The organism is Candidatus Microthrix subdominans (assembly GCA_016719385.1).
In the GTDB taxonomy this organism is placed as follows: domain Bacteria; phylum Actinomycetota; class Acidimicrobiia; order Acidimicrobiales; family Microtrichaceae; genus Microthrix; species Microthrix subdominans.
The window spans coordinates 181,734-206,547 of sequence record JADJZA010000008.1 but is presented as its reverse complement, the minus strand read 5'-3'; the positions used below and the strand labels follow the sequence as shown (position 1 = coordinate 206,547).

Below are 24,814 nucleotides of genomic sequence, written 5' to 3'. Positions count from 1 at the left end.
GGTGGGCCCGTCGGCGCTGCGGCCGGGGCTGACCGCCACGACGGTCCGTTCGGGCACCGGCGACGATCCGCTGGGGCACCTCGGCGAGGACCCGCTGGCGTTTCGTTCCCCCAACCGCACCCTCGTGGCCCAGGGGACCGCAGCGCGCATCGAGTTGGGCGAGCGCAGCGGTTGGGCCGACGACGTGGCCTCGGTCAGCCAGGCGCTGGCCGCGATCGAACGGAGGGGTCCCGACCGCGATCCCGCCTCCGGCCCGGTGGCCTTCTGTGCGTTCCCCTTCGACCGGCGCCGCCCGGCCACCGCGCTGATCCCTCGGGTGCTCCGGGGGCGTGACGCCGCCCGTTCCTCGTGGATGACCACGATCGACGCCGACCGCAGCCAGGCCGCACCGTCACCGCTCGCATCCGAACCGGGGGAAACGGTTCCGTCATCGGGAGCGACCGGTGGCGACGAGCCCGTCGAGCTTCGGCTCCAGGCCACCACGTCGGACGCCGACTGGATGGCCAAGGTGATCGAGATGACCACCCGCATGGCCGAGGGCCACCTGGAGAAGGCGGTGTTGTTCCGCGAGCTGGCGCTGAGTTCGACCGCAACGCTCGACCCGGGGGCCCTCTACCGGCGGCTGCTGCCCACCGCCCCCGCCGGGTACGTGTTCTGCATCGACGGCTTCGTCGGAGCCAGCCCCGAGCTGCTGGTCAGCCGCATCGACGACACCGTGCGCGCCCAACCGATGGCCGGCACCCTGCCCCGCTCGGGCGACCCGAAGGTCGACATGGGCCACGCCGGCGAGTTGCTGCGCTCCGACAAGCTGCGCCACGAGCACGAGGTGACGATCCTGCGGGCCCACGACGCCCTCCTCGGCTGGTGCTCCTACCTCGACGCCCAACCCGAACCCCAGGTGGTGGAGGCCGGGGCCGTGCTGCACCTGGCCACCCTGGTCGAGGGTCGGCTCAGCCACCCGGTGCCGTCGGTGCTCGACCTGGTCGCAGCACTTCACCCGACCCCTGCGGTGGGCGGTTGGCCCCTCGAACCGGCCTTGGCGCTGATCGACGAGCTGGAGGGCCTTGATCGCGACCGGGTCGGCGGGGCGGTGGGCTGGGTGGATGCCGACGGCAACGGCGAGTTTGCCGTCGCCATTCGCTCCGCCCTGCTCGACGGCCGCAGCGCCCGCCTCCTGGCCGGGGTCGGCATCGTCGCCGACAGCGATCCGCAGGCGGAGCTGGAGGAGACCCGGGCCAAGTTTGCCGCCGTGCTGCCCTACCTGATCCGACCCTGATCGAAGGTCAGCCGGAGGCCTACTCCTGCTCCAGGTCGTCGTCGGTCTCGACGAAGGCCGCCTCGGCAAAAGCGAGCACCGCCTCGCCAAAGGTGGGAAACGTCGTGACCGCCTCGTCGTCCCAGCCCTCGCCGCCGACCTCGAAGGCCTCGTCGCCCACCTTGATCACCCGCACACCGTCCTCGCTCCACGGAAACAGCGCCACGACCTCGTGATCGTCGATGTTCAAGCGCAGGTCCGGGCGCCGCTCGGGCACCGCAGCCTCCCGGGCGCCGGGCTCGCACTCGGCCACCAGCGCCGCCACCGCCGCGATGGGGTCATCAAACTCTCCGTGCCCGGCCACCTCCTCGTGACCCTCGCCCAGCGAGATGACGTAGTACAAGTCGTCGAGCTGGTCGTACTTCATCGCCAGCTGGCGGTCGGGGAGCAACACCGCCACCAGCATCTCCTGGGTCTGTTCGTTGATGTAGAGCTCGGCGGCCTGCACACCCTGCTCGGTCGGGGCATCGGTGGCCAGATCAAACCGGTCCCAGATGGCGTTGACCTCGTCGGGGGTGAGCACCAGCGGGTTACCCATCTGCGGCGACGCCAGTATCTCGGCGCCGGCCAAAGCCTCCTCGGCGGCGAAGTACTCCGCTGCGATCGGCACGCTCAGCCGCTCGACCCACAGGCCGCAGGCCACCTGGGGCGCTTCGTCGCTGGCCAGACCGTCGGCACCCAGGGCGATCAGATCGTCCTCGGCGGTCCACGTCGCCACCACGCCGGCGCCGATCAGGCCCGGGGTTCGGTCGCCGTCCACCTCGTTCAGCCACAGAAACACCGGCTGGCCCGGCTCCATCAGCTCCACCCGGTAGGTCGGGTTCAGCGGCCAGGCCCACACCAGCCCGGCCTCATCCAGGTCGCCGAGCTCGCCCGGATCGGCCTTGAGCAACCAGCCTCCGATCGGCACGCCCCCACGGGTCTCGCCGAACGCAACGGCCGGCTCCGCAGCCTCCGCCGTCTCCATGTCGCCCAAAGGCTCCATATGGTCGGTGTGATCGCTGCCGCCCGCAGGTGCCCGACCGTTCGCCGACTCACTGCCGTTTGAGGCTGCCGTGTCGCCCTGCCCACCTGTGTCGTCGCTCATGAGAACCCCCGGGATCGTCGTCGAAGTGGGACCCTATCGGGCGCCACGAGAACGGTTTCCCCGAAAACGACGGTGCTATTCCTTGGAGGCCACCGCGTTGGGCGTGACGTTCATCTTCGGCTCGTAGTCGACCACCTCGACGTCGCGCTTCTCTCCCAGATGGGCGGCGCGCAGGCTGGCCCGACACTCGCCACACGGTCCGTAGAACTCCTCGCTCACCTCGTTGGCGCAGCGCGGGCAGGTGAACGCTTCGCTCATTGGACGGCCTCCTCGCCGACCGGGCGCCGGTTGGTGATGTTGCCCTCGCTGTCGCGGCGCTGGTGGCCGGTCACCCGGTCACTCCCGTCCCACACGCCCCGGATGGTCGTCAGCACGTCGCCGACCTCGGAGAAGCCGCCGAAGTGGCCCTTGCCGGGCATCAACATGAGCCGGGAATTGGGGACCGATTTGGCCAGCCGCCGGCCGTGGATCAGCGGCACGATGTGGTCGGCATCGCCGTGCCAGATCAGAACCTGGCCGGCGATGTTGCCCGGGTCGAAGCCCCACGGCCTGCCGAACAGGGTCAGATCGTGAAACGGGGCCCGCAGCGGCCCCGCCTGGGTGATGTCGTGGATGAACATCGCCATCACATCGGGGCGCATCATCACCTCGAGGTCGGCTCGGCCGTTGATCTTGGCGTACGCCGAATACACCGCCGGGGCTTGGGCGGCCACCCCGTCCAGCCCGAAGCGCATCATCGACCCAAATGCCCGACGCATCGGGCTGAGCAGCGCTTGGCCCGCGGTGGTGATCTGGGTGTAGCTGAACACCGCCCCGCGCCCGATGCTGGGGGCCAGCCCGCCCAACACGGCCGAGGTCACCACCCGATCGGGCAGCTCGTGGGCGACCGCCAGCGTGTAGGGCCCTCCGCCCGACAGGCCGGCGACGGCGAACTTGTCGAGGCCGAGCTGATCGGCGGCCGCGTTGACGTCACGAGCGAACTGCTTGAGCGACCGGTAGGCGTAGTTGGTCGAGTTACCCGTGCCCGGGCGCTCCAGGGTGATCACCCGCAGCCCGGTCGAGCGACCGGTGGGGTTGACGCCGACCGGTACCTGATAGCGCCCACCCGGGGTGCCGTGGAACCACAGAACCGGGTCACCATCGGGATCCCCATAGGCCGCCCAGCCCAGCCTGCGACCGTCGGAGACCGTGACCGTCCCCTCGTCGTGGTGCGGGTCCGGATGGGGATCGAGCTGAGATGGGGCCACGTGATTCCTCCGTCCGCTCTGACGTCAAGAGCGGCCTGTGTGAGCTGGGGCCATCGTAGAAGCGTGCGAGCCCTTCGTCACAACGGTCCAAGCGGCGAACTCTGCCGCTATCGCGTCCTCCAGCGCGCGATAGCGGCAGAGTTCGCCCCGATCGTCAGCCTTCGAGTGCCGTTTCGGCTGCTTCGACCAGATGGTCGAGCAGGCGCTGGTGTTCGGCCAGGTTGTTCGAACGGTCGGACTCCACCCGAAACATGGCGGTGCGGCTGATCCGAGTCGCTTCCTCGCCACCACCGCTGGATGTCGACGGTGCCGTCGACTCTCCCGACGTTGGGCTCGCCGGAACCCCAGCGGCGCCACCGGTCACGCGGTGGGCGGTCAACCGTCGCCGCAGGACGTTGGCCAGCACCGACGGCTGTACCTCGACCACATCAAGGCCGAAGCCCGTGCCGATCGCGCCGAGATCGAGCCCACTGGGCGTTCCCCACCAGCGCTCGAAGTCGCCCTCCGGCAACATGCGCTGTTGGGGTAGGAACGAGAAGATCCCCCCACCGTCGTTGTCGACGACGATGACGGCCAGGTTGTCGATCGCCGAAGCCGAGACGAGCGATCCGACGTCGTGGAGGATGGCCAGGTCACCGACAACGGCGGCGGTGGGCACCCCGGTTCGGGCGACCCCGACGGCGGTGGCGACCACACCGTCGATGCCGTTGGCCCCCCGGTTGGAGTGCACCGTCACCCCGGCCGGCACCCTCGGTCCGAACCACTCCAGGTCGCGCACCGGCATCGACGAGGACACGACCAGGTGACCGCCGTCGGGCATGCCGTCGAGCGCCGCCGCGACTGCAGCCGCCTCGACGACCCTGGGTCTGCCGTCCTCAACAGCGACCTCAACCCGTTTGCTCACCCGGCGCCAGCGCTCCGCCCACCCGGCCGGGGCGCCGGTCAGCCGGTCGGCACCATGGGCGGCCATCAGGGCCTCGAACACCGCGGCAGGGCCGGCCTGCACCTGGTGGGTGACCACCCGGTCCGGGTCGGGAAACCAGCCCGCCGGGTCGATGGCGATCTGGTCGGGCACCGCCGAGAGCCACTGGCCGGTCACCTTGGACGAGACCAGCCCACCGAGGCGGACCACCACTTCGGGGAGCAGCGCTGCGGCCACCGCCGCCGAGCGCAGCATCGGATCGAAGTTGGGCACAACCGTGGGCTGATCGAGCCGCAGACCGGACAGCGGGTCGGCCAGCACCGGCCACCCCAACGACTCCGCCGCATCCAGGATGATGCGTGCCACACGATCGGGCTGGCCATCAGGTGCCGTGGACGATGCGCCCAGCCCGGCCGGCGCCTGCCCGTATCCAACGGTGCACCCGGCGTGATCGCTGCGGGTCGGGGCCGAGGGGCGCGTCGCCCGCTCGCCGGCGATCACCACGACGCGGCGTCCGCTGCACCGGGCGATCAGAGCGTCGACGTCATCGGTTCTCGGGCGCTGAGGCTGAGGCTGAGGCTGAGGCTGAGGCTGATCATCGGCCACGACGGAGCGGGGGGAGGCGGCGGCGGAGTCGGCGACGGCAGCGGTGGAGTGGGCGGCGACTGGGCTGGCGGCAGAGTCGGCGGCGGGCAACGCACCCACCGCCCCCACCAGGGGCTCGCGGAACCCAAGGTTGAGCTGCACCGGCCCGGGCCGGGCGCCGGTCGCCGCGTCGAAGGCCTCGTCGGCCAGCGCCCGCCAACGTCCTCGGCCGGAGGTCTCCGGTGGGCCGGGCTCCAGATAGGCCCGCACGGAAGGACCGTACAGCTCCCGCTGGTCGATGGTCTGCGGGGCGCCGGTGTTCAGCAACTCGGGCGGACGATCGGCCGTACAGATCAACACCGGCAGGGCGGCCAGGTGCGCCTCGACCACCGCCGGGTGGTATTCGACCGCAGCGGTACCTGAGGTGCACACCAGCACAGCGGGAGCACCGGTGGCCCGGGCCACGCCGACCGCCTGAAAAGCCGCGCTGCGCTCGTCGAGCACCACGTGGGCCCGTAGCCGATCGCCGGCAGCAGCACCCTGGTGGTCGAGCACCCATTGCAGCCCGATCACCAGCGGTGTGCTGCGGGAGCCCGGGCTGACGATCACGTGGCGAACGCCCCGGCGGCACCACTGGTCGATCAACGTGGCGGCAAAGGTCACCGCCACGGCAGGGTCCTCGGCTGGGGCCACGTCCGGCGTTCGATCCACACGTCGAGAGTACGCCCCGATCCTCGGCAGCTGGTGATCCCCCGCGTCGCCAAAGCTCCGTGCTGAACCACCCTTGCAACTACCCGGCGCTGTGCCTTTCAGCCCGGCATCACTATGGGAGGATCGGGGGCGATGACCGATCCGTCCCCGACGCCGCTGGTCCTGCTCCACGGTTTCACCCAGAACCGGCAGTGCTGGGGACCGTTCGCCGGTCAGCTGGATGACGGCCGGCCGGTAGAGCGCTGGGATCTGCCCGGACACGGCGGTGGCGGGCCGGCGGCGGACGGTTGGGCGACCGCCGACCGGCTGGCCGCCCAGGCCGCCGCGCGAACGGCGGCAACGGCGGCCCCCGGGGCGACGACGACCGCCGAAGCGGCACGGGCGAGCGACTGGCTCGGCTACTCCCTCGGCGGCCGGATGCTGTTGCACCTCGTGCTCGCTCACCCGAACATGGTGCGCCGGGCGGTGCTCATCGGTGCCACCGCCGGGCTTGCCACCTCGGCCGAGCGGGCCGAGCGGCGGGGCACCGACGAGGCGCTGGCCGAGCGCATCGAGCAGGACGGAGTCGACGTGTTCATCGAGCGGTGGCTGGCCATGCCGATGTGGGACGGACTCCCCGAGGCGGCGCAGTTCGTCGACGAGCGGCGCACGAACACTGCGGACGGGCTTGCCGGATCGTTGCGCCTGGCCGGAACCGGAGCCCAGGATGATCTGTGGCCTCGGCTCGGGGAGATCGACGTGCCGGTGCTGGTACTGGCCGGTGGTCGCGACCAGAAGTTCACCGCCATCGGCCGTCGCCTGGCCGCCGCCCTCCCCCATGGCGAGTTCCGCGCGATCCCCAACGCGGGCCATGCGGTCCACCTGGAGGCGCCGGAGCGCACCGCCCAGGCGGTGACCGGCTGGCTCGACGCCTGATCGGCGTCCTCTCCAGCGGGCAGACTCGGTGACATGACCAGCGACCGCACCGTCCAGTCGATCCCACCTCGCCACGCCGCCGACGGCCGTTCGCCCTTCGCCGGCCGACCGCTGGAGGGGCTGGTGGTGCTGGCTCTGGAACAGATGGCGGCACTGCCGTTCGCCACCCAGTTGATGGGACGCCTCGGCGCCCGCATCATCAAGGTGGAGCACCCGACCGACGGCGAATCGGGCCGCCAATCATCCCCGGCGATGACCGACCCCGAGGGCCGAACGGTGGGGGCGACGTTTCTGCGCTCCAACCTGGGCAAGGACTCGGTCGGCATCGATCTCAAGTCCGAGGCCGGGCGTCAACTGGTGATCGAGTTGGCCGCCCATGCCGATGTGATCGCCGAGAACTTCAAGCCCGGCACCCTCGACCGGCTGGGGCTGGGGCCGAAAACCCTGGCCGAGGCCAACCCTCGGGCGGTGCTGGTATCGGTCTCCGGGTTCGGCAGCGATCCGGCCAGCCCGTATCGAACGCGCCCGGCCTACGCCTCGATCGTCGAGGGCATGTCGGGCGTCTACGAGTTCAAACGCCACGGCGACGAGCCGCTGCACGTCAACCCGGTCGGGGCGCTCGGCGACATCTCTGCCGGCCTGTTCGCCGTGATCGGCGTGCTGGCCGCCCTGCGCCAGCGGGAGGTGACCGGGGAGGGCCAACACGTGGACGTCGCCATGTTGGACTCGGTGTTGGCGATGACCGACGTGGTCACCAACTTCGCATCGATGGGCCAGCCGAGCGAACCCGACCCGGCCCCCTACGTGCTCAGCTCCTTCCGCACCTGCGACGGCTCGCTGGTGATTCAGCTGGTGCGCGAGCACCAGTTTGTGAAGCTGGCCCAGCTGATCGGTCACCCCGAATGGCTCGACGATCCCCGCTTCGCCGAGCGCACCGGCTGGGGCGAACACCTCGACCGGGTCATCCGCCCGGCACTGGAGGCGTGGGCGGCCGACCTGACCCGCGAGCAGGCCGCCGTGGCGCTCGCCGATGCCGGGGTGGTGGCCGGATCGGCCCTCACCCCAACCGAGGTGCTGGCCGACCCCCACGTGGCCGCCCGCAACATGCTCGTCGCCATGGAACGCCCCGACGGGGTGGAGCAGCCGGTGTTGATCCCCGGCAACCCGGTGAAGCTGTCGCGCGTACCCGAATCGAGCGAGCGGCGGGTGCCCTGGGTGGGCGAACAGACCGGGTCGGTGCTGGTCGACCTGCTGGGACTGACCGCCGAGGCCCTGGCCGACCTGCGCTCCGACGGGGTCGTCACCTGAGGTATCGCTCACCAATCCAGCGTGGCAACGTGCGTCCCGCACGGCGCCTCCGTAGAATCTGACGGTCCGTCAGATTTGGGAGCGTTATGGATTTCGAGTTCTCCGCCGAGCAACAGACCTTCGCAAAGGACGTCGAGGCGTTTCTCGACGCCAATGACGATCCAGAGGTGTTCGACGTCACCCGCGAGAACATGGCGCAGATCGTCGACACGCCCGATCGGCGGGCGTTCATGGGCAAGCTGGCCGAGCAGAACTGGCTCGGCATCACCTGGCCGACCGAGTACGGCGGCACCGAGGGTGACGGCGTCTACGAGTACCTGCTCAACGAGCAGCTCGCCGGTCGCGGTGGCCCTCAGATCGGCAAGGGCATCGGCATCATCGGCAAGACGCTGATCGCCCACGGCTCCGACAAGTTGAAGGCCGAGTTTCTGCCCCAGATCCTCAACGCCGAGGTGGAGTTTGCCGTCGGCTACTCCGAGCCCGAGGCCGGCTCCGATGCCGCCGCCATGAAGCTGAAGGCCGAGCCCACCACGGTGGACGGCGTCGACGGCTGGATGCTGAACGGGCAGAAGACCTGGACCACCTCGGCTCACTTCGCCGACTGGTACTGGGTGGGCGCCCGCACCGACACGGAAGCTCCCAAGTGGAACGGCATCACCCTGTTCCTCGTGCCGATGAACCACGAGAACATCACGATCACCGGCATCTGGACGATGGGCGACGAGCGCACCAATGAGGTGTTCTTCGACGACGTGTTCGTGCCCGGCGATTACGTGGTCGGCGAGCTCAACAAGGGATTCCAGTACATCTCCCAGGCGCTCGACCTTGAGCGCTTCACCATGTTCACCTATGCGCCGATCAAGCAGCGCCTCGACGTGCTCACCGAGTACGTCCAGGAGGCCACCCGCGACGGGGAGCCGCTGGTCGAGGACGAGGTGGTTCGGGCCAAGATGGCCCACCTGCACACCGAGGCCGCCGTCGCCCGGGCCCTCGGGCTCAAGTTCGTCGCTGCGGCGGTCAAGGTGGAGACGGCCCACCGGTCCGGTGCCACCGAGTACCAGCCCCCCACCGTGCAGGCCTCGGAGTACAAGCTGTTCACCACCGAGTACTCCAAGGCGCTCGCCGATGCGTCGATGGACCTGGGCGCACCCGGCACCCAGCTGCGGGTGAAGACCGAGGAGGCCCCGATGGCGGGCCGGGCAGAGTCCACCTACCGCTACACGGTGATCGACACGATCGGCGGCGGCTCCTCCGAGGTGCAGCGCAACATCATCTCCCGTCGCGGCCTCGGCCTGCCCCGCAACTTCTAGGCAGCACCGCCTCATGAGCCACGGCACCAGCCCCCTACAACCGGCGCGATCACGATGACCACCGACCTGCTTGCAGGCATCACCGTGCTCGACTTTGGCACCGTCGGCCCCGCAGCGCGGGCGTCGGCGATCCTGGCCGACTACGGGGCGCAGGTGACCAAGGTTGGCGCCGTGCCCCGCTCGGGCACGGTCACGATCACACCCCCGGCGTTTGCCTACTCCGGCGGGCGAGGCACGCGGCGGGTGCAGCTGGACCTGAAGTCCGACCGTGGCCGAGCGGCTGCGCAGGCGCTGGCTGCCGCGTCCGACGTGGTGATCGAAAGCTTTCGGCCCGGCGTGGCCGACCGCCTCGGCATCGGTTGGGACGAGCTGTCGAAGCTGAACCCGGGCCTCGTGTACTGCTCGACGTCGGGGTACGGCCAGGACGGACCCGCCTCCCAGCGCGCCGGTCACGATCTGAACTACCTGGCCGTCGGCGGGTTTCTCGACTGCTCCGGCCGTCGTGAGGACGGCGGCCCAGCGCTGCCCGGCGCCACCGTGGCCGACATCGCCGCCGGCGGCATGCAGGCGGCGATGGCCATCATGGCGTCGTTGATCGGCCGGGGCACGAGCGGCGAGGGCCGCTACCTCGACGTTTCGATCGCCGACGGCGTCGTCGCCATGATGTCGCTGTACGTCGACGAATACCTGGTCACCGGCGCCGAGCCCGGTCCCGGCCACAACGTGCTCACCGGTCGCTACGCCTGGTACGGCATCTACCGGTGCGCGGACGGCGGCTGGATCAGCGTCGGCGCCATCGAGCCCAAGTTCTACGCCAACCTGCTGCGCGAGCTCGGGCTCGACGCCGAGCGCTTCGGGTCCGGCCAGTACGACGACGAGGTGCAGGCCGACCTGCGGGCCGCCCTGACCGATGCGTTCGCCACCCGCAGCCGCGGCGACTGGGCCGGACAGCTCGGCGACGCCGACTGCTGCGTCGCACCGGTGATGACCATCCCCGAGATGACCGACGATCCCCACGTCGAGGCCCGCGGCCTGGTCGGCCGAGCGGTTCACCCCGCAGCCACCCAAAGTGAGGACGGCGAGCTGAGGCAGCTCGATCGGATCTGGGCGGGGACCGTGCGCCGCAGCGCACCCGAGTCGCTGCCCGACGCCTCGGTGACCGACACGACCGAGCTGCTCGCCGCCGCCGGCTGGAGCACCGCCGACATCGAGGCCGCCATCGCCGAAGGAGCCGCCGCATGAGCGACACCGCCCAGTCCACCGCTGTTCCGCCCGAGATCGAGGCGCTGATCGGCGAGCGTCAGTACCCGGTGACCGCCAACTTCCCTGTGGAACGCGCCTACGGCTACAACACCGCTGCGGCCACGGCCAACGGCAACCCGCTGTACTGGGACGACGACGTGGCCGCAGCCCTCACCGGCGGTCCGATCGCCCCTCCGACCACGCTGTCGCTGTGGATCCGCCCCCACTACTGGGAGCCGGGTGCCGAAGGCGAACAGCTGGCGCTGCAGGTGCACTTCGACCTCAAGGCGGTCTTCGGCCTGCCCGAGGCCGTCATGACCGACAACACGCTCACCTTCTACGACCCGGTGCGCCCCGGCGACGTGATCAGCCACGCCCAGGTGCTCAAGTCGGTCAGCGGACCGAAGACGACCAAGCTGGGCGCCGGCCGCTTCTGGGTGATCGACCTGGAATACCACAACCAGAACGGCGACCTGGTGGGCATCGAGAGCTACACCGGCTTCGGGTACCAGCGCGATGAGGCCAAGACCGACGGGGGCGACTCATGAGCGGCAACACCACCGAGGCCTCCACCAGCCGGTCCTCAACCGTGCTGCCCACACCGCGACTGCTTCACGGCGACGTGGCCATCGGGGACGCCCTGCCCGAGCTGGCAGTCGAGGTCACCGCCACCACCGTGGTGCTCGGGGCCATCGCCAGCCGCGACTGGCGGCCGATGCACCACGACTTCAAGTTCGCCACCGAGCGCAACGGCGTGGCCAACATCTTTCTCAATACCCCCAACCAGGCCGCCTGGTTCGAGCGCTACCTCACCGACTGGGCCGGCCCCCACGCCCGCCTCGGCTCGATGACGTTCCGCATGCGCACGTCGGTGTTTCCCGACGACACGATGACGTTTTCCGGCACGGTCACCGAGACGACCACCGACGACGCCGGCTGCGGCTGGGCGAGCGTCGACGTGGCGCTGATGGTCGGAAAGCGGGTTGGGTCGACGTGCTCGGCCCGCATCGCCCTCCCCACCGACGCCGACGACAACCCGTGGGCCCGCCAAGGGCGATGCCTGGCAGCCGGCACTCGGCCGCTGACCACAGCGGCCACCCTTCACCCGCACGCCCCCCAATCCCCTCTTTTCGTTCGATTACCCAGGAGCACCGAACCATGCCATTGGATCTTGACCTCAGCGCAGAACAGGACATGCTGGCCGACATGGTCGCCGGCGTCGCCGAGCGCTTCAGCCCCCTCACCACCGTCCGCGAGCTCGAGGACGACCCCACCGGCTACTCCCCCGAGCTGTGGGCCCAGCTGGGCGAGCTGGGGCTGATCGGCCTGCTGCTTCCCGAGGGGCACGGCGGCTCCGGCATGTCGATGGTGGACGCAGTCGTCGTCTACAAGGAGCTCGGCCGCACCCTGATTCCGTCGCCCCACCTGGTCAGCTCGGTGCTCGCCGGCGGGCTGATCGCCCGGGCCGGCAGCGAGGACCAGCAGGCGGCCTGGCTGCCGACGTTGGCGTCCGGAGCGGACGTGTGGACCGTCGCCGTGCAGGAGCCGGGCGGCGGGTTCACCGACGCCGGCATCACCACCGAGGCGGTGGCCACCGACGACGGGTTCACGCTCTCGGGCACCAAGCGACACGTGCTGTTCGCCTCCGCCGCCCAGCACCTCATCGTCGCCGCCAAGGACACCGACGACCGGGTCGACCTGTTCGTCGTCGATGCCGGCGCCGAGGGCATGACCCTCACCCAGCAGATGAGCATCGCGTCCGACACCCAGTACCAGGTGGACCTCGCCAACACGCCGGCCGTGCGCCTCGGCGAAGTCGCTACCGGCTGGGGCAACTGGAACCAGACCCTGACCGAGGCGATGATCCTGCTGGCGGCCCAGGCGGTCGGCGGGGCCGACCAGGCTCTGAAGATCACCGCCGACTACTCCAAGGAGCGCAAGCAGTTCGGCAAGGCGCTCGCCGAGTTCCAGGCGTTGAGCCACGACATGGCCAACTGCCGCACCGCCGTCGACGGCGCCGAGATGCTCACCTACGAGGCCGCATGGTCGCTCGACACCGGGCGCGACATCACCAAGTTGGCGCCGATGGCCAAGATGTTCGCCTGCAAGACCTACCGCGACACCACCGCCATCGGCCAGCAGATCTTCGGCGGGATCGGCTTCACGCTCGAAGCCGACATTCAGCTGTATTTCCGGCGGGCCAAGTCCTTGCAGATCAGCTGGTGGGACGAGCGCCACCTCGAGCGCCTGATCGCCGCCGCCGTACTCGACGGCTGATCGTTGGGGCGCCGAGCCCTACACCGGCCCGATGGCCAGGCCCACCGCCAACAACACCCCATAGACCAGCTGCACCTGGCCGGTGCGTCCCAGCACCTTGATCAACGCCGGACCTTCGGCGCCGCGGAACACGTGGGTCAGCGCAACGTTGGCCAGCGGCAGCGCGGCAAAGGCCGCCGCCCCCACCAGGCGACCCGAGCTCCCGGCGATGAACGTCAACAACACGAACGGGCCCAGCAGGCACACCGCATAGAGGATGCGGGTCTTCGGGGGGCCCAGCCGAACGGCCAGGGTGCGCTTGCCCGAGGCGGTATCGCCGGGGATGTCCCGCAGGTTGTTGATCACCAGCAGCGCCGTGGCCAGCAACCCCATCGCCGCACCGGCGCCGAACGCAAGCAGCGTGATCTGCCCCGATTGCACGTAGGCGGAGAACACGGTGGCGACCAGGCCGAAGAACACGAACACGAACACCTCGCCCAACCCGGCGTAGCCGTACGGGTTGGCACCGCCGGTGTAGAACCACCCGGCGGCCACCGAGGCCACCCCGACCAATCCAAGACGCCAGTCGACAAGGATCACCAGCGGGGCGCCGGCGAGCAGCGTCACCCCGAAGGCGACGAGCATCGCCCGCTTGACCTCATCCGGCGTGGCCAGCCCATCGCCCACCAGGCGGGGAGGGCCCACCCGCTTACCAGGATCGTCGATTCCCCTCTTGCCGTCGGAATAGTCGTTGGCATAGTTGGTGGCCACCTGCACCGCCACGGCCACGATCAGGGCGCAGATGAAACGCCAGGCGATGAAGCTGAACCGGTCCTCGGCCCCGACCGACGTCCAGACACCCACCGCCGTGCCGACCAACACCGGAGCGACCGCCGCCGGCAGGGTGCGCGGCCGTGCGCCGAGCACCCAACGGTTGGTCGTGATCGGCTGGGCTTGAAGTTCCGCTGACATCGCCGGGAACCCTACCGCCGGTTTGGTCGGCCGCCCCCCGAGACGCACTTCCGCCGAACCTTGTGTGGTCTCGACGCCGGCACCCGACCCCAAACCGAGGAGAAGCGTGCGCTTGTCGACGGGACCGAGCGTTGCGCGGGCTCTACCATGCCGGGGTGACCCGACGGCTGGTGGCGCTGCAGATGGAGGGGGGCGCTCAGTACCTGGCCATGGTGCAACGCGTCTGGGACGACGGTGACGCCATCGCTCCCCTACCGGTCAACGCTCCCCGACCGCACCTCGATCGGCTGCTCGCCACGCTGGCACCGCAGGTGCTGATCGACGCTCACGGCGAAGCGACCAGCCTGCCCGGGGGGCGGGGCGTCGGCGACGGCGACGCCCTGGTGATCGCCACCTCGGGCACCTCGGGGTCACCCAAGGGGATCGTCCATACCCACCGGGCGCTCGAGTACATGGCGTTCGCCACCTCAACCGCTCTGGGCGTCGACGACGAGGCTCGCTGGCTGGTAGCGCTGCCGCTCAACCACATCGGCGGCTTCTCGATCCTGCCCCGGGCGCTCCATACCGGGGCCGGGCTGGAGATCCTCCCCCGGTTCGACGCCACGGCGGTCGAGGCCGCGGCGCGGGCCGGGGCCACCCACACGTCCCTGGTGACGACGGCGCTCGGGCGCATCGACGCCTCGCTGTTTCGTCGAATCCTGCTGGGCGGTTCGGCCATCCCCGCCGAGCGACCCGCCAACTGCGTCGCCACCTACGGCATGACCGAAACCGCCGGAGGCATCGTCTACGACGGTCTGGCCCTCAACGGTGTGTCGGTGCGTATCGATGCTCCCGACGAGGACGGCCTGGGTGAGGTTCACCTGTCGTCACCCACGTTGCTGCGCTGCTACCGGGACGGGAGCGAGCCCTTCGACGCCGAGGGGTACCTGCCCACCGGCGACCTCGGCCGGCTGGATCCGGTCACCGGCCGGCTGTCGGTCACCGGCCGGGCCGACGAGATGATCGTCACCGGCGGGCACAAGGTGTGGCCCGCCCCGGTCGAGGACGCGCTGCGGGCGCACCCCGCCGTGGCCGACGTCGCCGTTCGCGCCCGGCCGGACCCGGAGTGGGGCCATGCGGTCGAGGCGCTGGTCGTGACTCTGGAGGCGGCCGGTCCCCCGTCGCTCGACGAGCTTCGGGGGCTCGTCAAAGAGCAGCTGCCCGCCTACTGCGCCCCTCGTCACCTGACGCTGGTCGATGCGCTGCCCCGCAGTGACTTGGGCAAGCTGCGTCGTTCCCATCTGCGCTGACTGCGTCAGCCCGGGTCAGGCCGCACCGAGGCCAACCGGACTGTTGACACCAAGCGTCAGCCCGGGTCCGGCCGCTGCACCGAGGCCAACCGGTCGACATGCACCGGGAAGCCGGGGAGTTGGATCTGCACCTGATGGCCACCGTCGGCGGCCAGGTTCAGCACGTAGTCCTCCACCTCGACCCAGTTGTCCATTCGGGGCTGCGCGATGTCGGTGTTGTACGGCTGGCCGAAACAGATCACCTCGTTGCCCGCCGCCCGCAGCGCCTTCACGTTGTGGGGCGCGTCGTCGATGTAGCAGTCGCAGGCGACGTCCGGCTTGGCCCCGAGGAAGCAGATGTCGCGGTACGGGATCTGCACCTCGTCCAGCCAGGCCACCGTGTCGGCGACGACCACCGCATGACTCCAGTTGACGTACAGACGATGGGTGACGATGCGGATCCACACACCGGCGTCCGACAACCGCCAGAGGGCCTCGACCGCCCCGGCGATCGGCTCCATGCGGGCGAGCATGCGGTGCTTGACCGCAGCGGTCCGCATCAGATCGTCGAGCAGAGCGGGGTTGAGGCCCCACTCGTCGAAACCCCAGGAGCGGTTGGTAGGCAACGATTCGGGCAGCACACCCAGTTCCTCAGCCACAACCTGCTTGAACGCCCCGGTGAAATCACCGCAGACCCCGTCGAGGTCGACGCCCAATACGAACGGGTTCACCGCTTCGCCTCGGCGCTCAAACGGTCGGTCGGGGTGGCGGTCACCCTCCCGAGACTAGTGATGCCAGAAACCGCGGCTGGTGCCCGGACGTCGCACCGACGACCACAGTGATCGCACCCGCGGTCCAACTGGGTGCGATCACTGCGGACCGGGTCACAGCGATCGCACCCGGAGACACCATGGGTGCGATCACTGCGGCTCCGCCTCACCCAGCGGCAACGCCGTTAGTGTTCGGCTGTGGACAACGCTCCTGGCAGCCCCGCCGATCCGGACCCCTCGGAGCTGGCATCTGAGAGGCGCATCCCCGAACGGCGACGGTTGGGGCGAGGCCTGGCCGTCATCTTGTTGATCGGCAGCGTGATCGCCGGGTTCACGGTCGTGCTCGGCGTGATGTCCTTCGCCATCCTCGGTCGCGACGACGTGCCCGACCCCAAGGTGGACTTCAGGGACCAGAACGAGTTCCGCGACGGCTGCGCGCTGATCCCCGGCGACGAGGTGACCGACCTGCTCGGCTCGCCCCCCACCGCACCCAAGGAGTTTCCTGCGCTCGGGGGAGGCTGCATCTGGAAGGGCACCGACGGGACGGTGCTCGAGATCCAGCTGCACCCGCGGGATCCCGAGGCACTCCCCGAGGGTGATCGGCGCGAGGTGGATGGGGCCACAGTGGTCGATCTGGGCGTCCGGCCGGTGTCGGTCGCCGGCGATCCCAACGCCGTGGGCCACGCCATGTGGGTGCGCACCGACGAGGTCACCGCCCGGGTTGAACTGTCCCGCAGCGACGATGCCGCACAGCCCTTGATGGACGACCTGGCCGACGCCCTCGCCCGGCGGCTCCCGTTGGCCGAAACCGGCCCACCACCCGCCCTCACGCCGACAACGCTCGGCTGACCCGCGCTGCAGCCGGACTGCAGTCGGCGCTCAGCTGAGGTTGAAGCCGCCCATCCCATCGAGGGTGACCACTCGACCCGCTCCGCCCAGCTCGGCGATCGACGACGCAACCACATCCCGGTCCGACGTCACGACGCTCCGTCGTCGGACGCCGCCGCTGGCGGTCGAACCGACGACCGCCACCGCCCGCCGGATGCCCTCAAACGTGGTGATCACCGTTGCGCCGACGATGACCGCTTCACCCGCCAGGTCGGGGTCGACCGGCAGCGCCGGGCTCCGATCGGTCGCTTCGTCGGTCACGTCGAGGGCGGCAAACCGTGTTGGCGAGGTTGAAGAGCTCAGCATCATCGCCCCAGGCTTGGTCAGCATGCCACTGATAGCGGTCACCAGACCCCGGGCCGAGCCTCCTGCGGTGGCGAGGTGGCGCAGACGCTCGACGACCGCCACCGTCGACGCCAGCGCCGCATTGTTGAGCGGCCCGCCCGCAAAGGTCATGCCGCCGGTGACGGTGAGCCGGGCGGCGTCGAGGGGCAGGCCGAGCGCCCGGGCCTGAACCTGAACCGCCGAGGGAAAGCAGGCGTACAGGTCGACGACCTCGGCGCCGAGGCCGCCGTCGACCGGCACGCCGCAGTGCGTCGCCAGCGCCCCGGCCACCACCTCGAAGGCCGGCCAGCGCTGCAGCTCGGCGCGTTGGGGCAGCGGCAGGATCAGGTTGGACTCGACCGTCGCCTCGACCGCGATGCGTTGCCCCGGCGGGACACCGAGCCGGTCGGCCACCTCGACCGACGTCAGCACCAGCGCCGAGGCCGCATCGACGTTCCACTGCGAGCACAAGGAGCGGGTGTAGGGGTCGGCGACCATCCGGTTGCCGCCCTCGGTAGCGACGATGGTCCTCCCGGAGGGAGCGGACCGGTCCCACGCCGTTGGGTTATCGGCCGCCACGGCGGCGAAGCCGAACCACAGTTCTCCCAGGCGGCGCCGGAGCGCTGCGCGGTCAATGCCATCGGCTTGGGCCAGGGCATCCTCGACGATGGCGTACTGCGTGGCCGGGGTGGCCAGGTCGCGTTCCAGTTCCACCTCGCTCATCAGCTCGCCGGCCGGATGGATCACCTCGTCCGGCTCCGCACCGTCGGGCCCAGGGGTCTGGGTGGCCTCGCCACCGGCCTTGACGATGGCGCGGTCCCGGGCCCGGGACTCACCTCCGATGATCAGCGCCGCACCCACCTGGCCCCGGGCGATCGCCGCGCTCGCCTCGGCGATCAGGCGTTGCTGGAGGATGCCGACGTCGGCCCGCACCGTGTGGACCGGCTCGCCGCCGCCCAGTCGCAGCCGTTCGGCGATCACCGCACCGGCATCGCTGCAGCGCCACGTGCCCTCGGCGACGCCCACCCAACCGACCTCGGCGGACCCGCCGGCGGAGCCGGACACCTCGGCGAGTGCGGCGGCGGCGGCCTCGGTCATCCAGCCGACAGCGTCGGGTGAGGTGGGATCGTTGGGGCGGCCGACCAACGACGCCACCCCGACGATCAGCGGGTCGGAGCTTCTCCCGGCGGGACGAACGGCCATAGCCGGTCAAGGGTAGGCGTCACGGAGTATGACCGCCCGGACCACCGACGGGTCGACTGCGACATCGCTCAGACGAGCAGTTCGGCCTCGATACGCTTCAGGTACCGCTTGCCCAAGTCGGTCAGCTCGAAATTCTTGCGTTTGGCACCTGTTCTGGGCACCTCCACCTCGACGGTGGCCAGCACTCCGCTGGAGGCCAACCGCCTCATGGTTCGATAGAGCCCGCGCTCAGTGATCGTCCAGCCGGTTGACTCTCCGAACGCAGCTGCAATTTCATCGACCGAGACCCACCCGGAAGCGGCGACCTCTCGCAGGATCGCCAGCGTCACCATCGATTTCTTGTACATCTCGGTCCACGTGTCGACCAACTCCTCGAGCCACTCGTCGGATTCGGTCGGGTGCTTCACCCTCAGGCCTCGAACCCGCGCTGGGCGATGCTCGCGATCGCGTGAACGGTGAGCCCGATGCCCCAAAAGCCGGCCATCGCAAACGTTGCCCCGAACCAACCCGGATCCACCGGCAGGTACTCCTGGCCTCGCAGCACCTCGCTGCCGGTGACCCCCAGGATGAAGGCGTGGATCTGAAAGCTGGCGTTGACGACGGCATAGGTAGTGGCGTGGGCCACCAGCCGACCGAACCGCACCTGGCCCAGTTGGTGTCGCCGCGAGAACATGAAGGCCGCGTAGTACAGCGCAACCCCAGCGGTCATCCCCTGGGACACGCCGCTGATGCGGTTGCCATCGATCACGATGAACACCTGCACCAGCATGCACAGGAATGTGAGCCCGATGACGTAACCCAACAGCAGGCTGCGGGCGTTCAGCTCGGGGTTTGCGGCAGGCGGTTGAGTCTGAAGCATCGTGGAGGCCATACAGGTACTGTACCTATGGTTCACGGCACGTCAAGGACGGATGATCTGTGCCGTCTGCCAACTCGAGATCGTTGTCCGGACGCGGCGTCGGGGCGCCATTGCCTCCACGGTCGTTACCTTGGGTTGATGGCCAATCGTCTTGCCGACTCGACCAGCCCGTACCTGCGCCAGCACGCCGACAACCCGGTCGACTGGTACCAGTGGGGCGACCAAGCGTTTGCCGCCGCTGCGGACCGCGACGTGCCGCTGCTGATCTCGATCGGCTATTCATCGTGTCACTGGTGCCACGTGATGGCCCATGAGAGCTTCGAAGACCCCGAGGTTGCCGCAGCGATGAACCGGCACTTCGTCAACATCAAGGTCGACCGGGAGGAGCGGCCCGACATCGACGCGGTGTACATGGAGGCCACCCAGACGATGACCGGCCGGGGTGGCTGGCCGATGACCGTCCTGGCCACGCCCGACGGACGGCCGTTCTATTGCGGCACCTACTTCCCGCCGGAACCCCGCCAGGGCATGCCGAGCTTCACGCAGCTGATCGAGGCCCTCGCAGACGCCTGGGCCACGAAACGAGACGAGCTGGAGGGCCAGGCCGACACCCTTTCCGAAGCGATCACCCGCTCGGCACCGCTCGAGCCGGACGCACCGGCGCCCGAGCTGGTCACGATCGACGAGGCCGTGCTGTCGCTGGCCCACGCCGCCGATGCCCAGTGGGGCGGTTTCGGGGTAACGCCCAAGTTTCCCCAACCGGCGTCGGTCGACCTGTTGTTGCGCCACGCACGGCGCACCGGCTCGGACACCTCCCTGTCGATCGCCCGCAGCGCCCTCGATCACATGGCAACCGGCGGCATGTGGGACCACATCGGCGGCGGCTTCGCCCGCTACTCGACCGACCGACAGTGGCTGGTGCCCCACTTCGAGAAGATGGCCTACGACAACGCCCTCCTGATCCGTCCTTACCTGCACGCCTGGCAGCTGACCGGCGAGGATCGCTACCGCCAGATCGTCGAGGAGACGATCGCCTACCTGCTCGACGAGCTGCGGCTGCCGGCGGGAGCGTTCGCCTCCGCCCAGGACGCCGACAGCCCAGATCCCGACGGCGCCGACCCGAGCGAATCGGACGGCCTGGGCGTCGAGGGCCGCTTCGCCACCTGGACCCCGGCCGAACTGGTGGCGGTGCTCGGCGAGGACGGCGGCGCCAAGGTGGCCGCCTATTGGGGCATCACCGAGGAGGGCAACTTTGAGGGCCGGTCGATCCCCCACCGCATCGGCCACATCGATGAGCCCCAGCGCGATCCTGCGCTCGACGAGGTGCGCGCCGGCCTGCTGAAGATTCGTCGGGCGCGACCCCAACCAAGCCTCGACGACAAGGTGCTGGTGGAATGGAACGCGCTGATCGTCGCTTCCTTGGCCGAGGCCGCCGCCGCACTCGACCGGCCCGAGTGGGGTGACGCTGCCGTCGAAGCGGCCGAGTTTCTGCTGGGCCACCTGCATCGGGACGGACGCTGGCACCGCTCGTGGTCGGCCGACTCGGCCCAGGCCTCCCACCGTGCGGTGGCCAACGACCTGGCCGCTCTGGTCGAGGCCCTGATCCGCCTGGCCGAATGGACCGGTGAACGCCGCTGGGAGACCGAGGCCCTCGCCGTCGCGGACGAGCTGCTGAACCGCTATCTCGACGCCGAGACCGGCACGCTGTGGACCACACCTGACGACGGCGAGGCACTGGTCGCACGACCCCGGGACGTGGTCGATGGGGCCACCCCGTCGGCCAACTCGGTGGCGGCGGGGGCATTCCTGCGCCTGGCTGCAATCACCGGGGCCACCCACTACGCCGACGCCGCCCGCCGGATCATCGCAGCGCTCTCGCCGCTGGCCGACGGCCAGGCCGGATCGTTCGCCCACCTGTTGGCCGCCGCCGAAGACGACGCACTCGGCCTGAGCGAGATCGTCATCAGCGGCGAACGGGCCGACCTGGTCGCCGAGGTGCGTCGGCACTGGCTGCCCGGCGCAGTGCTGGCCTGGGGTGAGCCGGGCGACTCCCCCCTGTGGGAGGGACGAGACGAGGTCGGCGAGCAGGGTCGGGCGTATGTGTGCCGGGGATCGGTGTGCGAACAGCCGGTGACGACCACCGAGGACCTCCGCCACCGGCTGCTCGGACACTGACCGAGGACTGCCCCGTCCGGTTGGGCGGGGCGGGGCGGGGCGGGGGCGTAGCCTCCACGACGTTCGCTACGGTGTCACCCGTGCCGTCGGGCACCACGATCACAAGCTTGGAGCGACCCGTGCGAATGAGACGACTGTTGTTGGGAACGATTGCCGCCATCAGCCTGTTGGCGATCACCGGCTGCCAACAGATGCTGCCCCCGGAGGTCACCAAGGTGACCAACTCGATCGAGGTGGCCTGCGGAGCGACGAGCGAGGTGGTGCCGGTCGACTGGTACTTCCCCGACACCCCACCCAAGGGTCTGGTGTGGCTCCAACACGGGTTCGTCGAAAGCAAGGACGACTGGGCGACCTTCGCCCCACAGGTGGCCTCTGCCGGCTACCTGGCGATGGCCACCAGCCTGCCCTCGACCAGCCCGCAAGGGTGCAACGTGCAGAACACCGGCGACAACGGCCCATTCCTCGACGGCCTGGCGGCGCTGTTCGCCGACATCGATAGCCCGTACAGCGCGCTGGCCGTCGGCCACGCCGATGCCGCCGATCTGGCCGGACGCGCCGGGGAGAGCCTGCCCCGGAACATGGCGTTCAGCGGCCACTCCGCCGGTGGCGAGACCGTGCTGTCGGTGGCCGACCGGCTGTACGGTTCCGACCCGGAAGCCTTCGACCGGCTGAAGGGGCTGGTGCTGCAGGACCCGGTGAAGTCGTTCGTCGGGACCAACACCGACGACGCCGTGGCCAACCTTGGTCCCACCTCGCTACCGATCTATGCGCTGGCATCGCCCAAGTCCGCCTGCAACGCCGACCAGAGCGGCACCCAGGCCGTGCTCGCAGGGCTGGCCGGCCGCAGCTTCGTCGCCGCCGAGGTGACCACCGGCGTCCACGGCGACATCTTCGGGCCCTCCCAGAGCCTGGTGGGAGCGCTCGTTTGCGGCTTTCCCACCGCTGAGAACACCGCCGCTGCCCAGACGCTGACGTTGGGCTGGTTTGGTGACCAGTTCGCCGGGACCCTCACCCCCGACTACTACCCCGGCGGGACGGTCTACGACGACCTGGTGGCCAGCGGCACGATCACCACCCTGCCCTAAGCAGGTGCCGGACCCCGAACGGGGGTCATCACACATGACCGGCTCGCAACTCGGGAGCCCAAACAACCGCCAGAGCGCGCCCTGCACTCCCGAGTTGCGGGAATCACACGAACAACTCGCAACTCGGGAGCCCAAACAACAGCCAGAGCGCGCCCTGCACTCCCGAGATGCGGGTGGAGGTGCGGGGTGGTCAGCTGCGGGCCAGGTGGTCAGGAGTGTGGACGGACGCCGACGACCAGGCCCTTTCGGGCGGCACCAAAGTCGAAGCCGTGCGGATCGAAGGTGACGCGCAACCCGGCCAGTTCCAGCGCCTCGACGTAGAACGAGGACGGTGCCATCAGCAAGCGATGGTCCTCGCCGAAGGACCAGATCCCGTCCGGCTCCCCCACCAGGTACTCCATGCGGATGAGCGCCGTGTCGCCGTCGACGCCGGAGTGGGCCATGCGCATCACGGTCGTGTCGCTCCGGGTGACCGTGTCGTGACCGATGTGGCCGACCAGCCAGTCCTCCGGAGCGATCCACGGCTCGATGACCAGCGCCCCGCCCGGCGCCACCAATGCGGCCAGATCACCCAGCACCCGGCGCAGCGACCCACTGCTGCCCGCGTAGGCGATCGACGAGAACAGGCAGGTGACCAGATCGAACGGCCCCAGCTGGGTGACGGCTGCGGGCAGCGCCTCGAACGAGGCCGCCACCAGCGGCACGTCGTCGCCGAGGCGGTCCCGGGCCACGTCGAGCATCGGTTGGCTGAGGTCGGTGCCGGCAATCCGGTAGCCCAGCCGTGCGAACTCGACCAGGTGGGTGCCGGTGCCGCAGGCGACATCGAGCATCGTGCGGGGGGCGCTGGCCGATGGGACTGCGCTGCCCGCACGGGCCACGAGCGCGCGCACCTGATGGGCCTCGGCGGCGTAGTCCTTGCCCATGCCCGCATAGGCCAGGTCGTAGATGCGGGCCAGCCTGGCCCCGTAGGACGCTTCGGCTGCCGGGTTGGTCACGGGCCGGGAACCGGCCGGGACAGATACCCGACTTCGGTGTCGTCGCCATAGGGTCGGGCCCGGCCGACCTCGGTGAAGCCGAGCGCGGCGTGAAAGGCCAGCGACTCGTCGTTGCGAGGCACGGTGTTGACCTCGAGCACGAAGTGATCGGCGGTTCCAGCTGCCCGCACCGACACCTCGTCATAGAGCGCACGGGCCAGACCCAGGCCGCGGGCCCGTGGCGCGACGACGACACGGTCGAGGTAGACGAACCGTTCGTAGTGCGCCTCCACCCAGGCGTAGTTGGCCGACCAGTAGTCGGTGCCCGGGCCGACCGTCCAGCAGAAGGCCTCGGGTGCACCTTCCGGCCCGATCGCCAACGCGTCGTTCAACACGTCTCGATAGCGCGCCATCGCCGCCTCGTCGAGCATGGTCACCCGGGGCACCTCGACGTTGTTCAGCGCCAGCACAGCGCTGTCGTCGGCCTCGGTCAACGAACGGATCTCTGGGCTCATCGTGCTTCCTCAGGGGGCTGGACCGGAGCGCTGACGGCAGGGCTCCAAGCGTTGCGGTGCCATTGCTCGGCGAGCGCCGGACGGCCACCGCTGGCCGACGCCGACGCCGACGGCCGCCGCCCATCGGGGGCGGGATGACCGAGGGCCACCGTGCCCACGGCCCGCCAGCCGTCGGGCACGCCGAGCAGCTCGGCGACCGCCGGCTCGTGCTCGAACATCCCGAAAAACAGCGCACCCAGCCCCTCGGCCTCGGCGACCAACAGCAGGTTCTGGACGACGGCGCCGGCATCGACCCACCAGTACGGGACCGGCCAGGAGGCCTCACCAGCGCCAAGGCCGCTACGTGCCTTGTCCGGTCGCCCGTAGCGTTCGACCCACGCCTGAGGACGCACCCACAGCGTGATCAGCACCGGGGCGTCGAGGAGCCCCGGCCAAGGAAACTCCGAACGACGAGCCGGCGGAAGCGTGACACCCCAGTAGCCCGCCACAGGGTCGGGCTCCGCCGACGACTGCGCCAGCGGAGACTGCGACGATTGTGGTGGCTGCGCAGGCGATGGCTGCGGTGGCTCGGGGCGTTCCAGGCTGACAAAGGCTACGCCCTGGCTGAAGCCCGCCGAGGGTGCCCGGCGTGCCAGGTCGACGATCGCCTCGAGCTGGCCGGGCCCAAGCGGGTCGGCCAGGTAGTCCCGGCACATGCGCCGGCGCCCGATCACGCGCCCGAGGGCGTCGTCTTCGGCACGGTCGAGAAGCAGACCCCTGGCAACGCCACCGACACGGTCGATGGCGATGTCAGCGGCTGGGTCGATAGCGGTGTCAGCGGCAGGGTCACCCGCGCCCGGCTCGGGCCGAGACCCGATCCGGCCGGCGGCGATGCCGGACACCC

General features: G+C 70.0%; 23 protein-coding genes and 1 pseudogene. 12 read left to right on the top strand and 12 right to left on the bottom strand.

Annotated features, from left to right (window positions below):
* The first annotated feature begins 1 nt into the window (after nucleotide 1).
* Nucleotides 2-1,276 carry an isochorismate synthase gene (locus IPN02_15400; protein ID MBK9298188.1) on the top strand — a complete coding sequence of 425 codons (1,275 nt, stop codon included), beginning with the start codon at nucleotides 2-4 and terminating at the stop codon, nucleotides 1,274-1,276.
* Nucleotides 1,277-1,295: 19 nt separating this feature from the next.
* Here IPN02_15400 and IPN02_15395 read toward each other — a convergent pair whose 3' ends face one another.
* From IPN02_15395 to menD, 4 genes are all read right to left on the bottom strand, one after another.
* A complete protein-coding gene (locus IPN02_15395; protein MBK9298187.1) occupies nucleotides 1,296-2,402 on the bottom strand; it encodes a hypothetical protein in 1,107 nt (368 codons plus the stop codon).
* 75 nt (nucleotides 2,403-2,477) lie between these two features.
* Nucleotides 2,478-2,660 (bottom strand): hypothetical protein, encoded by a 183-nt coding sequence (locus tag IPN02_15390; GenBank protein ID MBK9298186.1) that lies wholly within the window; start codon nucleotides 2,658-2,660, stop codon nucleotides 2,478-2,480.
* On the bottom strand, nucleotides 2,657-3,649 hold the full coding sequence (locus IPN02_15385; GenBank protein MBK9298185.1) for an alpha/beta hydrolase: 993 nt from the start codon (nucleotides 3,647-3,649) through the stop codon (nucleotides 2,657-2,659). Before IPN02_15385 ends, IPN02_15390 begins: the two co-directional genes overlap by 4 nt.
* A gap of 154 nt (nucleotides 3,650-3,803) precedes the next feature.
* Nucleotides 3,804-5,867: a 2-succinyl-5-enolpyruvyl-6-hydroxy-3-cyclohexene-1-carboxylic-acid synthase gene (gene menD, locus IPN02_15380; protein ID MBK9298184.1), complete on the bottom strand. Its 2,064-nt coding sequence runs from the start codon at nucleotides 5,865-5,867 to the stop codon at nucleotides 3,804-3,806.
* Nucleotides 5,868-5,999: 132 nt separating this feature from the next.
* Between menD and IPN02_15375 the strand changes: the two genes are divergently transcribed.
* The 7 genes and pseudogenes from IPN02_15375 to IPN02_15345 all read left to right on the top strand — a co-directional run bounded on the left by IPN02_15375 (nucleotide 6,000) and on the right by IPN02_15345 (nucleotide 12,919).
* Nucleotides 6,000-6,782: an alpha/beta fold hydrolase gene (locus IPN02_15375; protein ID MBK9298183.1), complete on the top strand. Its 783-nt coding sequence runs from the start codon at nucleotides 6,000-6,002 to the stop codon at nucleotides 6,780-6,782.
* Between the two features lie 33 nt (nucleotides 6,783-6,815).
* Nucleotides 6,816-8,090, top strand: a complete 1,275-nt coding sequence (locus IPN02_15370) for a CoA transferase (GenBank protein MBK9298182.1) — start codon at nucleotides 6,816-6,818, stop codon at nucleotides 8,088-8,090.
* Between the two features lie 86 nt (nucleotides 8,091-8,176).
* Nucleotides 8,177-9,400: an acyl-CoA dehydrogenase family protein gene (locus IPN02_15365; GenBank protein MBK9298181.1), complete on the top strand. Its 1,224-nt coding sequence runs from the start codon at nucleotides 8,177-8,179 to the stop codon at nucleotides 9,398-9,400.
* A gap of 54 nt (nucleotides 9,401-9,454) precedes the next feature.
* The gene (locus tag IPN02_15360) at nucleotides 9,455-10,642 is read left to right on the top strand and encodes a CoA transferase (protein ID MBK9298180.1); all 1,188 of its coding nucleotides are present in this window, start codon (nucleotides 9,455-9,457) and stop codon (nucleotides 10,640-10,642) included.
* On the top strand, nucleotides 10,639-11,190 hold the full coding sequence (locus IPN02_15355) for a MaoC family dehydratase N-terminal domain-containing protein (protein ID MBK9298179.1): 552 nt from the start codon (nucleotides 10,639-10,641) through the stop codon (nucleotides 11,188-11,190). The genes IPN02_15360 and IPN02_15355 overlap by 4 nt, the downstream gene beginning before the upstream one ends.
* A pseudogene (locus IPN02_15350) lies at nucleotides 11,187-11,696 on the top strand (hypothetical protein). The gene IPN02_15355 and the pseudogene IPN02_15350 overlap by 4 nt, the downstream one beginning before the upstream one ends.
* Nucleotides 11,697-11,800: 104 nt before the next feature.
* On the top strand, nucleotides 11,801-12,919 hold the full coding sequence (locus tag IPN02_15345) for an acyl-CoA dehydrogenase family protein (protein MBK9298178.1): 1,119 nt from the start codon (nucleotides 11,801-11,803) through the stop codon (nucleotides 12,917-12,919).
* Nucleotides 12,920-12,937: 18 nt separating this feature from the next.
* Here the strand turns inward: IPN02_15345 and IPN02_15340 are convergent, their stop codons facing one another.
* Complete coding sequence (locus tag IPN02_15340; protein ID MBK9298177.1) at nucleotides 12,938-13,870, bottom strand: 1,4-dihydroxy-2-naphthoate polyprenyltransferase; 933 nt, start codon at nucleotides 13,868-13,870, stop codon at nucleotides 12,938-12,940.
* Between the two features lie 155 nt (nucleotides 13,871-14,025).
* Between IPN02_15340 and IPN02_15335 the strand changes: the two genes are divergently transcribed.
* Entirely contained in the window at nucleotides 14,026-15,159 is a 1,134-nt protein-coding gene (locus IPN02_15335; GenBank protein MBK9298176.1) for an AMP-binding protein, read from the top strand.
* Between the two features lie 56 nt (nucleotides 15,160-15,215).
* Here the strand turns inward: IPN02_15335 and IPN02_15330 are convergent, their stop codons facing one another.
* On the bottom strand, nucleotides 15,216-15,869 hold the full coding sequence (locus IPN02_15330) for a hypothetical protein (GenBank protein MBK9298175.1): 654 nt from the start codon (nucleotides 15,867-15,869) through the stop codon (nucleotides 15,216-15,218).
* Nucleotides 15,870-16,106: 237 nt separating this feature from the next.
* On the opposite strand from IPN02_15330, the gene IPN02_15325 reads away from it, so the two are divergent.
* Complete coding sequence (locus IPN02_15325) at nucleotides 16,107-16,757, top strand: hypothetical protein (GenBank protein ID MBK9298174.1); 651 nt, start codon at nucleotides 16,107-16,109, stop codon at nucleotides 16,755-16,757.
* Nucleotides 16,758-16,787: 30 nt separating this feature from the next.
* Here the strand turns inward: IPN02_15325 and IPN02_15320 are convergent, their stop codons facing one another.
* The 3 genes from IPN02_15320 to IPN02_15310 all read right to left on the bottom strand — a co-directional run bounded on the left by IPN02_15320 (nucleotide 16,788) and on the right by IPN02_15310 (nucleotide 19,194).
* Nucleotides 16,788-18,323, bottom strand: coding sequence for a hypothetical protein (locus IPN02_15320; GenBank protein MBK9298173.1), 1,536 nt, complete (start codon nucleotides 18,321-18,323; stop codon nucleotides 16,788-16,790).
* 68 nt (nucleotides 18,324-18,391) lie between these two features.
* On the bottom strand, nucleotides 18,392-18,670 hold the full coding sequence (locus IPN02_15315) for a PadR family transcriptional regulator (GenBank protein ID MBK9298172.1): 279 nt from the start codon (nucleotides 18,668-18,670) through the stop codon (nucleotides 18,392-18,394).
* Nucleotides 18,671-18,732: 62 nt separating this feature from the next.
* A complete protein-coding gene (locus IPN02_15310; protein ID MBK9298171.1) occupies nucleotides 18,733-19,194 on the bottom strand; it encodes a hypothetical protein in 462 nt (153 codons plus the stop codon).
* 126 nt (nucleotides 19,195-19,320) lie between these two features.
* Between IPN02_15310 and IPN02_15305 the strand changes: the two genes are divergently transcribed.
* Both IPN02_15305 and IPN02_15300 read left to right on the top strand, forming a co-directional pair.
* Nucleotides 19,321-21,357 carry a thioredoxin domain-containing protein gene (locus tag IPN02_15305; protein MBK9298170.1) on the top strand — a complete coding sequence of 679 codons (2,037 nt, stop codon included), beginning with the start codon at nucleotides 19,321-19,323 and terminating at the stop codon, nucleotides 21,355-21,357.
* 125 nt (nucleotides 21,358-21,482) lie between these two features.
* Nucleotides 21,483-22,442 (top strand): alpha/beta hydrolase, encoded by a 960-nt coding sequence (locus IPN02_15300; GenBank protein MBK9298169.1) that lies wholly within the window; start codon nucleotides 21,483-21,485, stop codon nucleotides 22,440-22,442.
* Nucleotides 22,443-22,651: 209 nt separating this feature from the next.
* On the opposite strand, the gene IPN02_15295 is transcribed toward IPN02_15300, so the two are convergent.
* The 3 genes from IPN02_15295 to IPN02_15285 are packed head-to-tail and all read right to left on the bottom strand — an operon-like array spanning nucleotide 22,652 to nucleotide 24,812.
* The gene (locus IPN02_15295; GenBank protein MBK9298168.1) at nucleotides 22,652-23,437 is read right to left on the bottom strand and encodes a methyltransferase domain-containing protein; all 786 of its coding nucleotides are present in this window, start codon (nucleotides 23,435-23,437) and stop codon (nucleotides 22,652-22,654) included.
* Nucleotides 23,434-23,931, bottom strand: coding sequence for a GNAT family N-acetyltransferase (locus tag IPN02_15290; protein MBK9298167.1), 498 nt, complete (start codon nucleotides 23,929-23,931; stop codon nucleotides 23,434-23,436). Before IPN02_15290 ends, IPN02_15295 begins: the two co-directional genes overlap by 4 nt.
* Nucleotides 23,928-24,812: a nitroreductase family protein gene (locus IPN02_15285; protein ID MBK9298166.1), complete on the bottom strand. Its 885-nt coding sequence runs from the start codon at nucleotides 24,810-24,812 to the stop codon at nucleotides 23,928-23,930. Before IPN02_15285 ends, IPN02_15290 begins: the two co-directional genes overlap by 4 nt.
* Nucleotides 24,813-24,814 lie beyond the last annotated feature (2 nt).

Excerpts from the sequence above, each read along its gene's own strand:
- IPN02_15395 (MBK9298187.1), bottom strand. The coding sequence starts at position 2,402 with ATGAGCGACGACACAGGTGGGCAGGGCGACACGGCAGCCTCAAACGGC.
- IPN02_15390 (MBK9298186.1), bottom strand. The coding sequence starts at position 2,660 with ATGAGCGAAGCGTTCACCTGCCCGCGCTGCGCCAACGAGGTGAGCGAG.
- IPN02_15375 (MBK9298183.1), top strand. The coding sequence starts at position 6,000 with ATGACCGATCCGTCCCCGACGCCGCTGGTCCTGCTCCACGGTTTCACC.
- IPN02_15370 (MBK9298182.1), top strand. The coding sequence starts at position 6,816 with ATGACCAGCGACCGCACCGTCCAGTCGATCCCACCTCGCCACGCCGCC.
- IPN02_15365 (MBK9298181.1), top strand. The coding sequence starts at position 8,177 with ATGGATTTCGAGTTCTCCGCCGAGCAACAGACCTTCGCAAAGGACGTC.
- IPN02_15360 (MBK9298180.1), top strand. The coding sequence starts at position 9,455 with ATGACCACCGACCTGCTTGCAGGCATCACCGTGCTCGACTTTGGCACC.
- IPN02_15355 (MBK9298179.1), top strand. The coding sequence starts at position 10,639 with ATGAGCGACACCGCCCAGTCCACCGCTGTTCCGCCCGAGATCGAGGCG.
- IPN02_15345 (MBK9298178.1), top strand. The coding sequence starts at position 11,801 with ATGCCATTGGATCTTGACCTCAGCGCAGAACAGGACATGCTGGCCGAC.
- IPN02_15340 (MBK9298177.1), bottom strand. The coding sequence starts at position 13,870 with ATGTCAGCGGAACTTCAAGCCCAGCCGATCACGACCAACCGTTGGGTG.
- IPN02_15320 (MBK9298173.1), bottom strand. The coding sequence starts at position 18,323 with ATGGCCGTTCGTCCCGCCGGGAGAAGCTCCGACCCGCTGATCGTCGGG.
- IPN02_15315 (MBK9298172.1), bottom strand. The coding sequence starts at position 18,670 with ATGTACAAGAAATCGATGGTGACGCTGGCGATCCTGCGAGAGGTCGCC.
- IPN02_15310 (MBK9298171.1), bottom strand. The coding sequence starts at position 19,194 with ATGGCCTCCACGATGCTTCAGACTCAACCGCCTGCCGCAAACCCCGAG.
- IPN02_15305 (MBK9298170.1), top strand. The coding sequence starts at position 19,321 with ATGGCCAATCGTCTTGCCGACTCGACCAGCCCGTACCTGCGCCAGCAC.
- IPN02_15300 (MBK9298169.1), top strand. The coding sequence starts at position 21,483 with ATGAGACGACTGTTGTTGGGAACGATTGCCGCCATCAGCCTGTTGGCG.
- IPN02_15290 (MBK9298167.1), bottom strand. The coding sequence starts at position 23,931 with ATGAGCCCAGAGATCCGTTCGTTGACCGAGGCCGACGACAGCGCTGTG.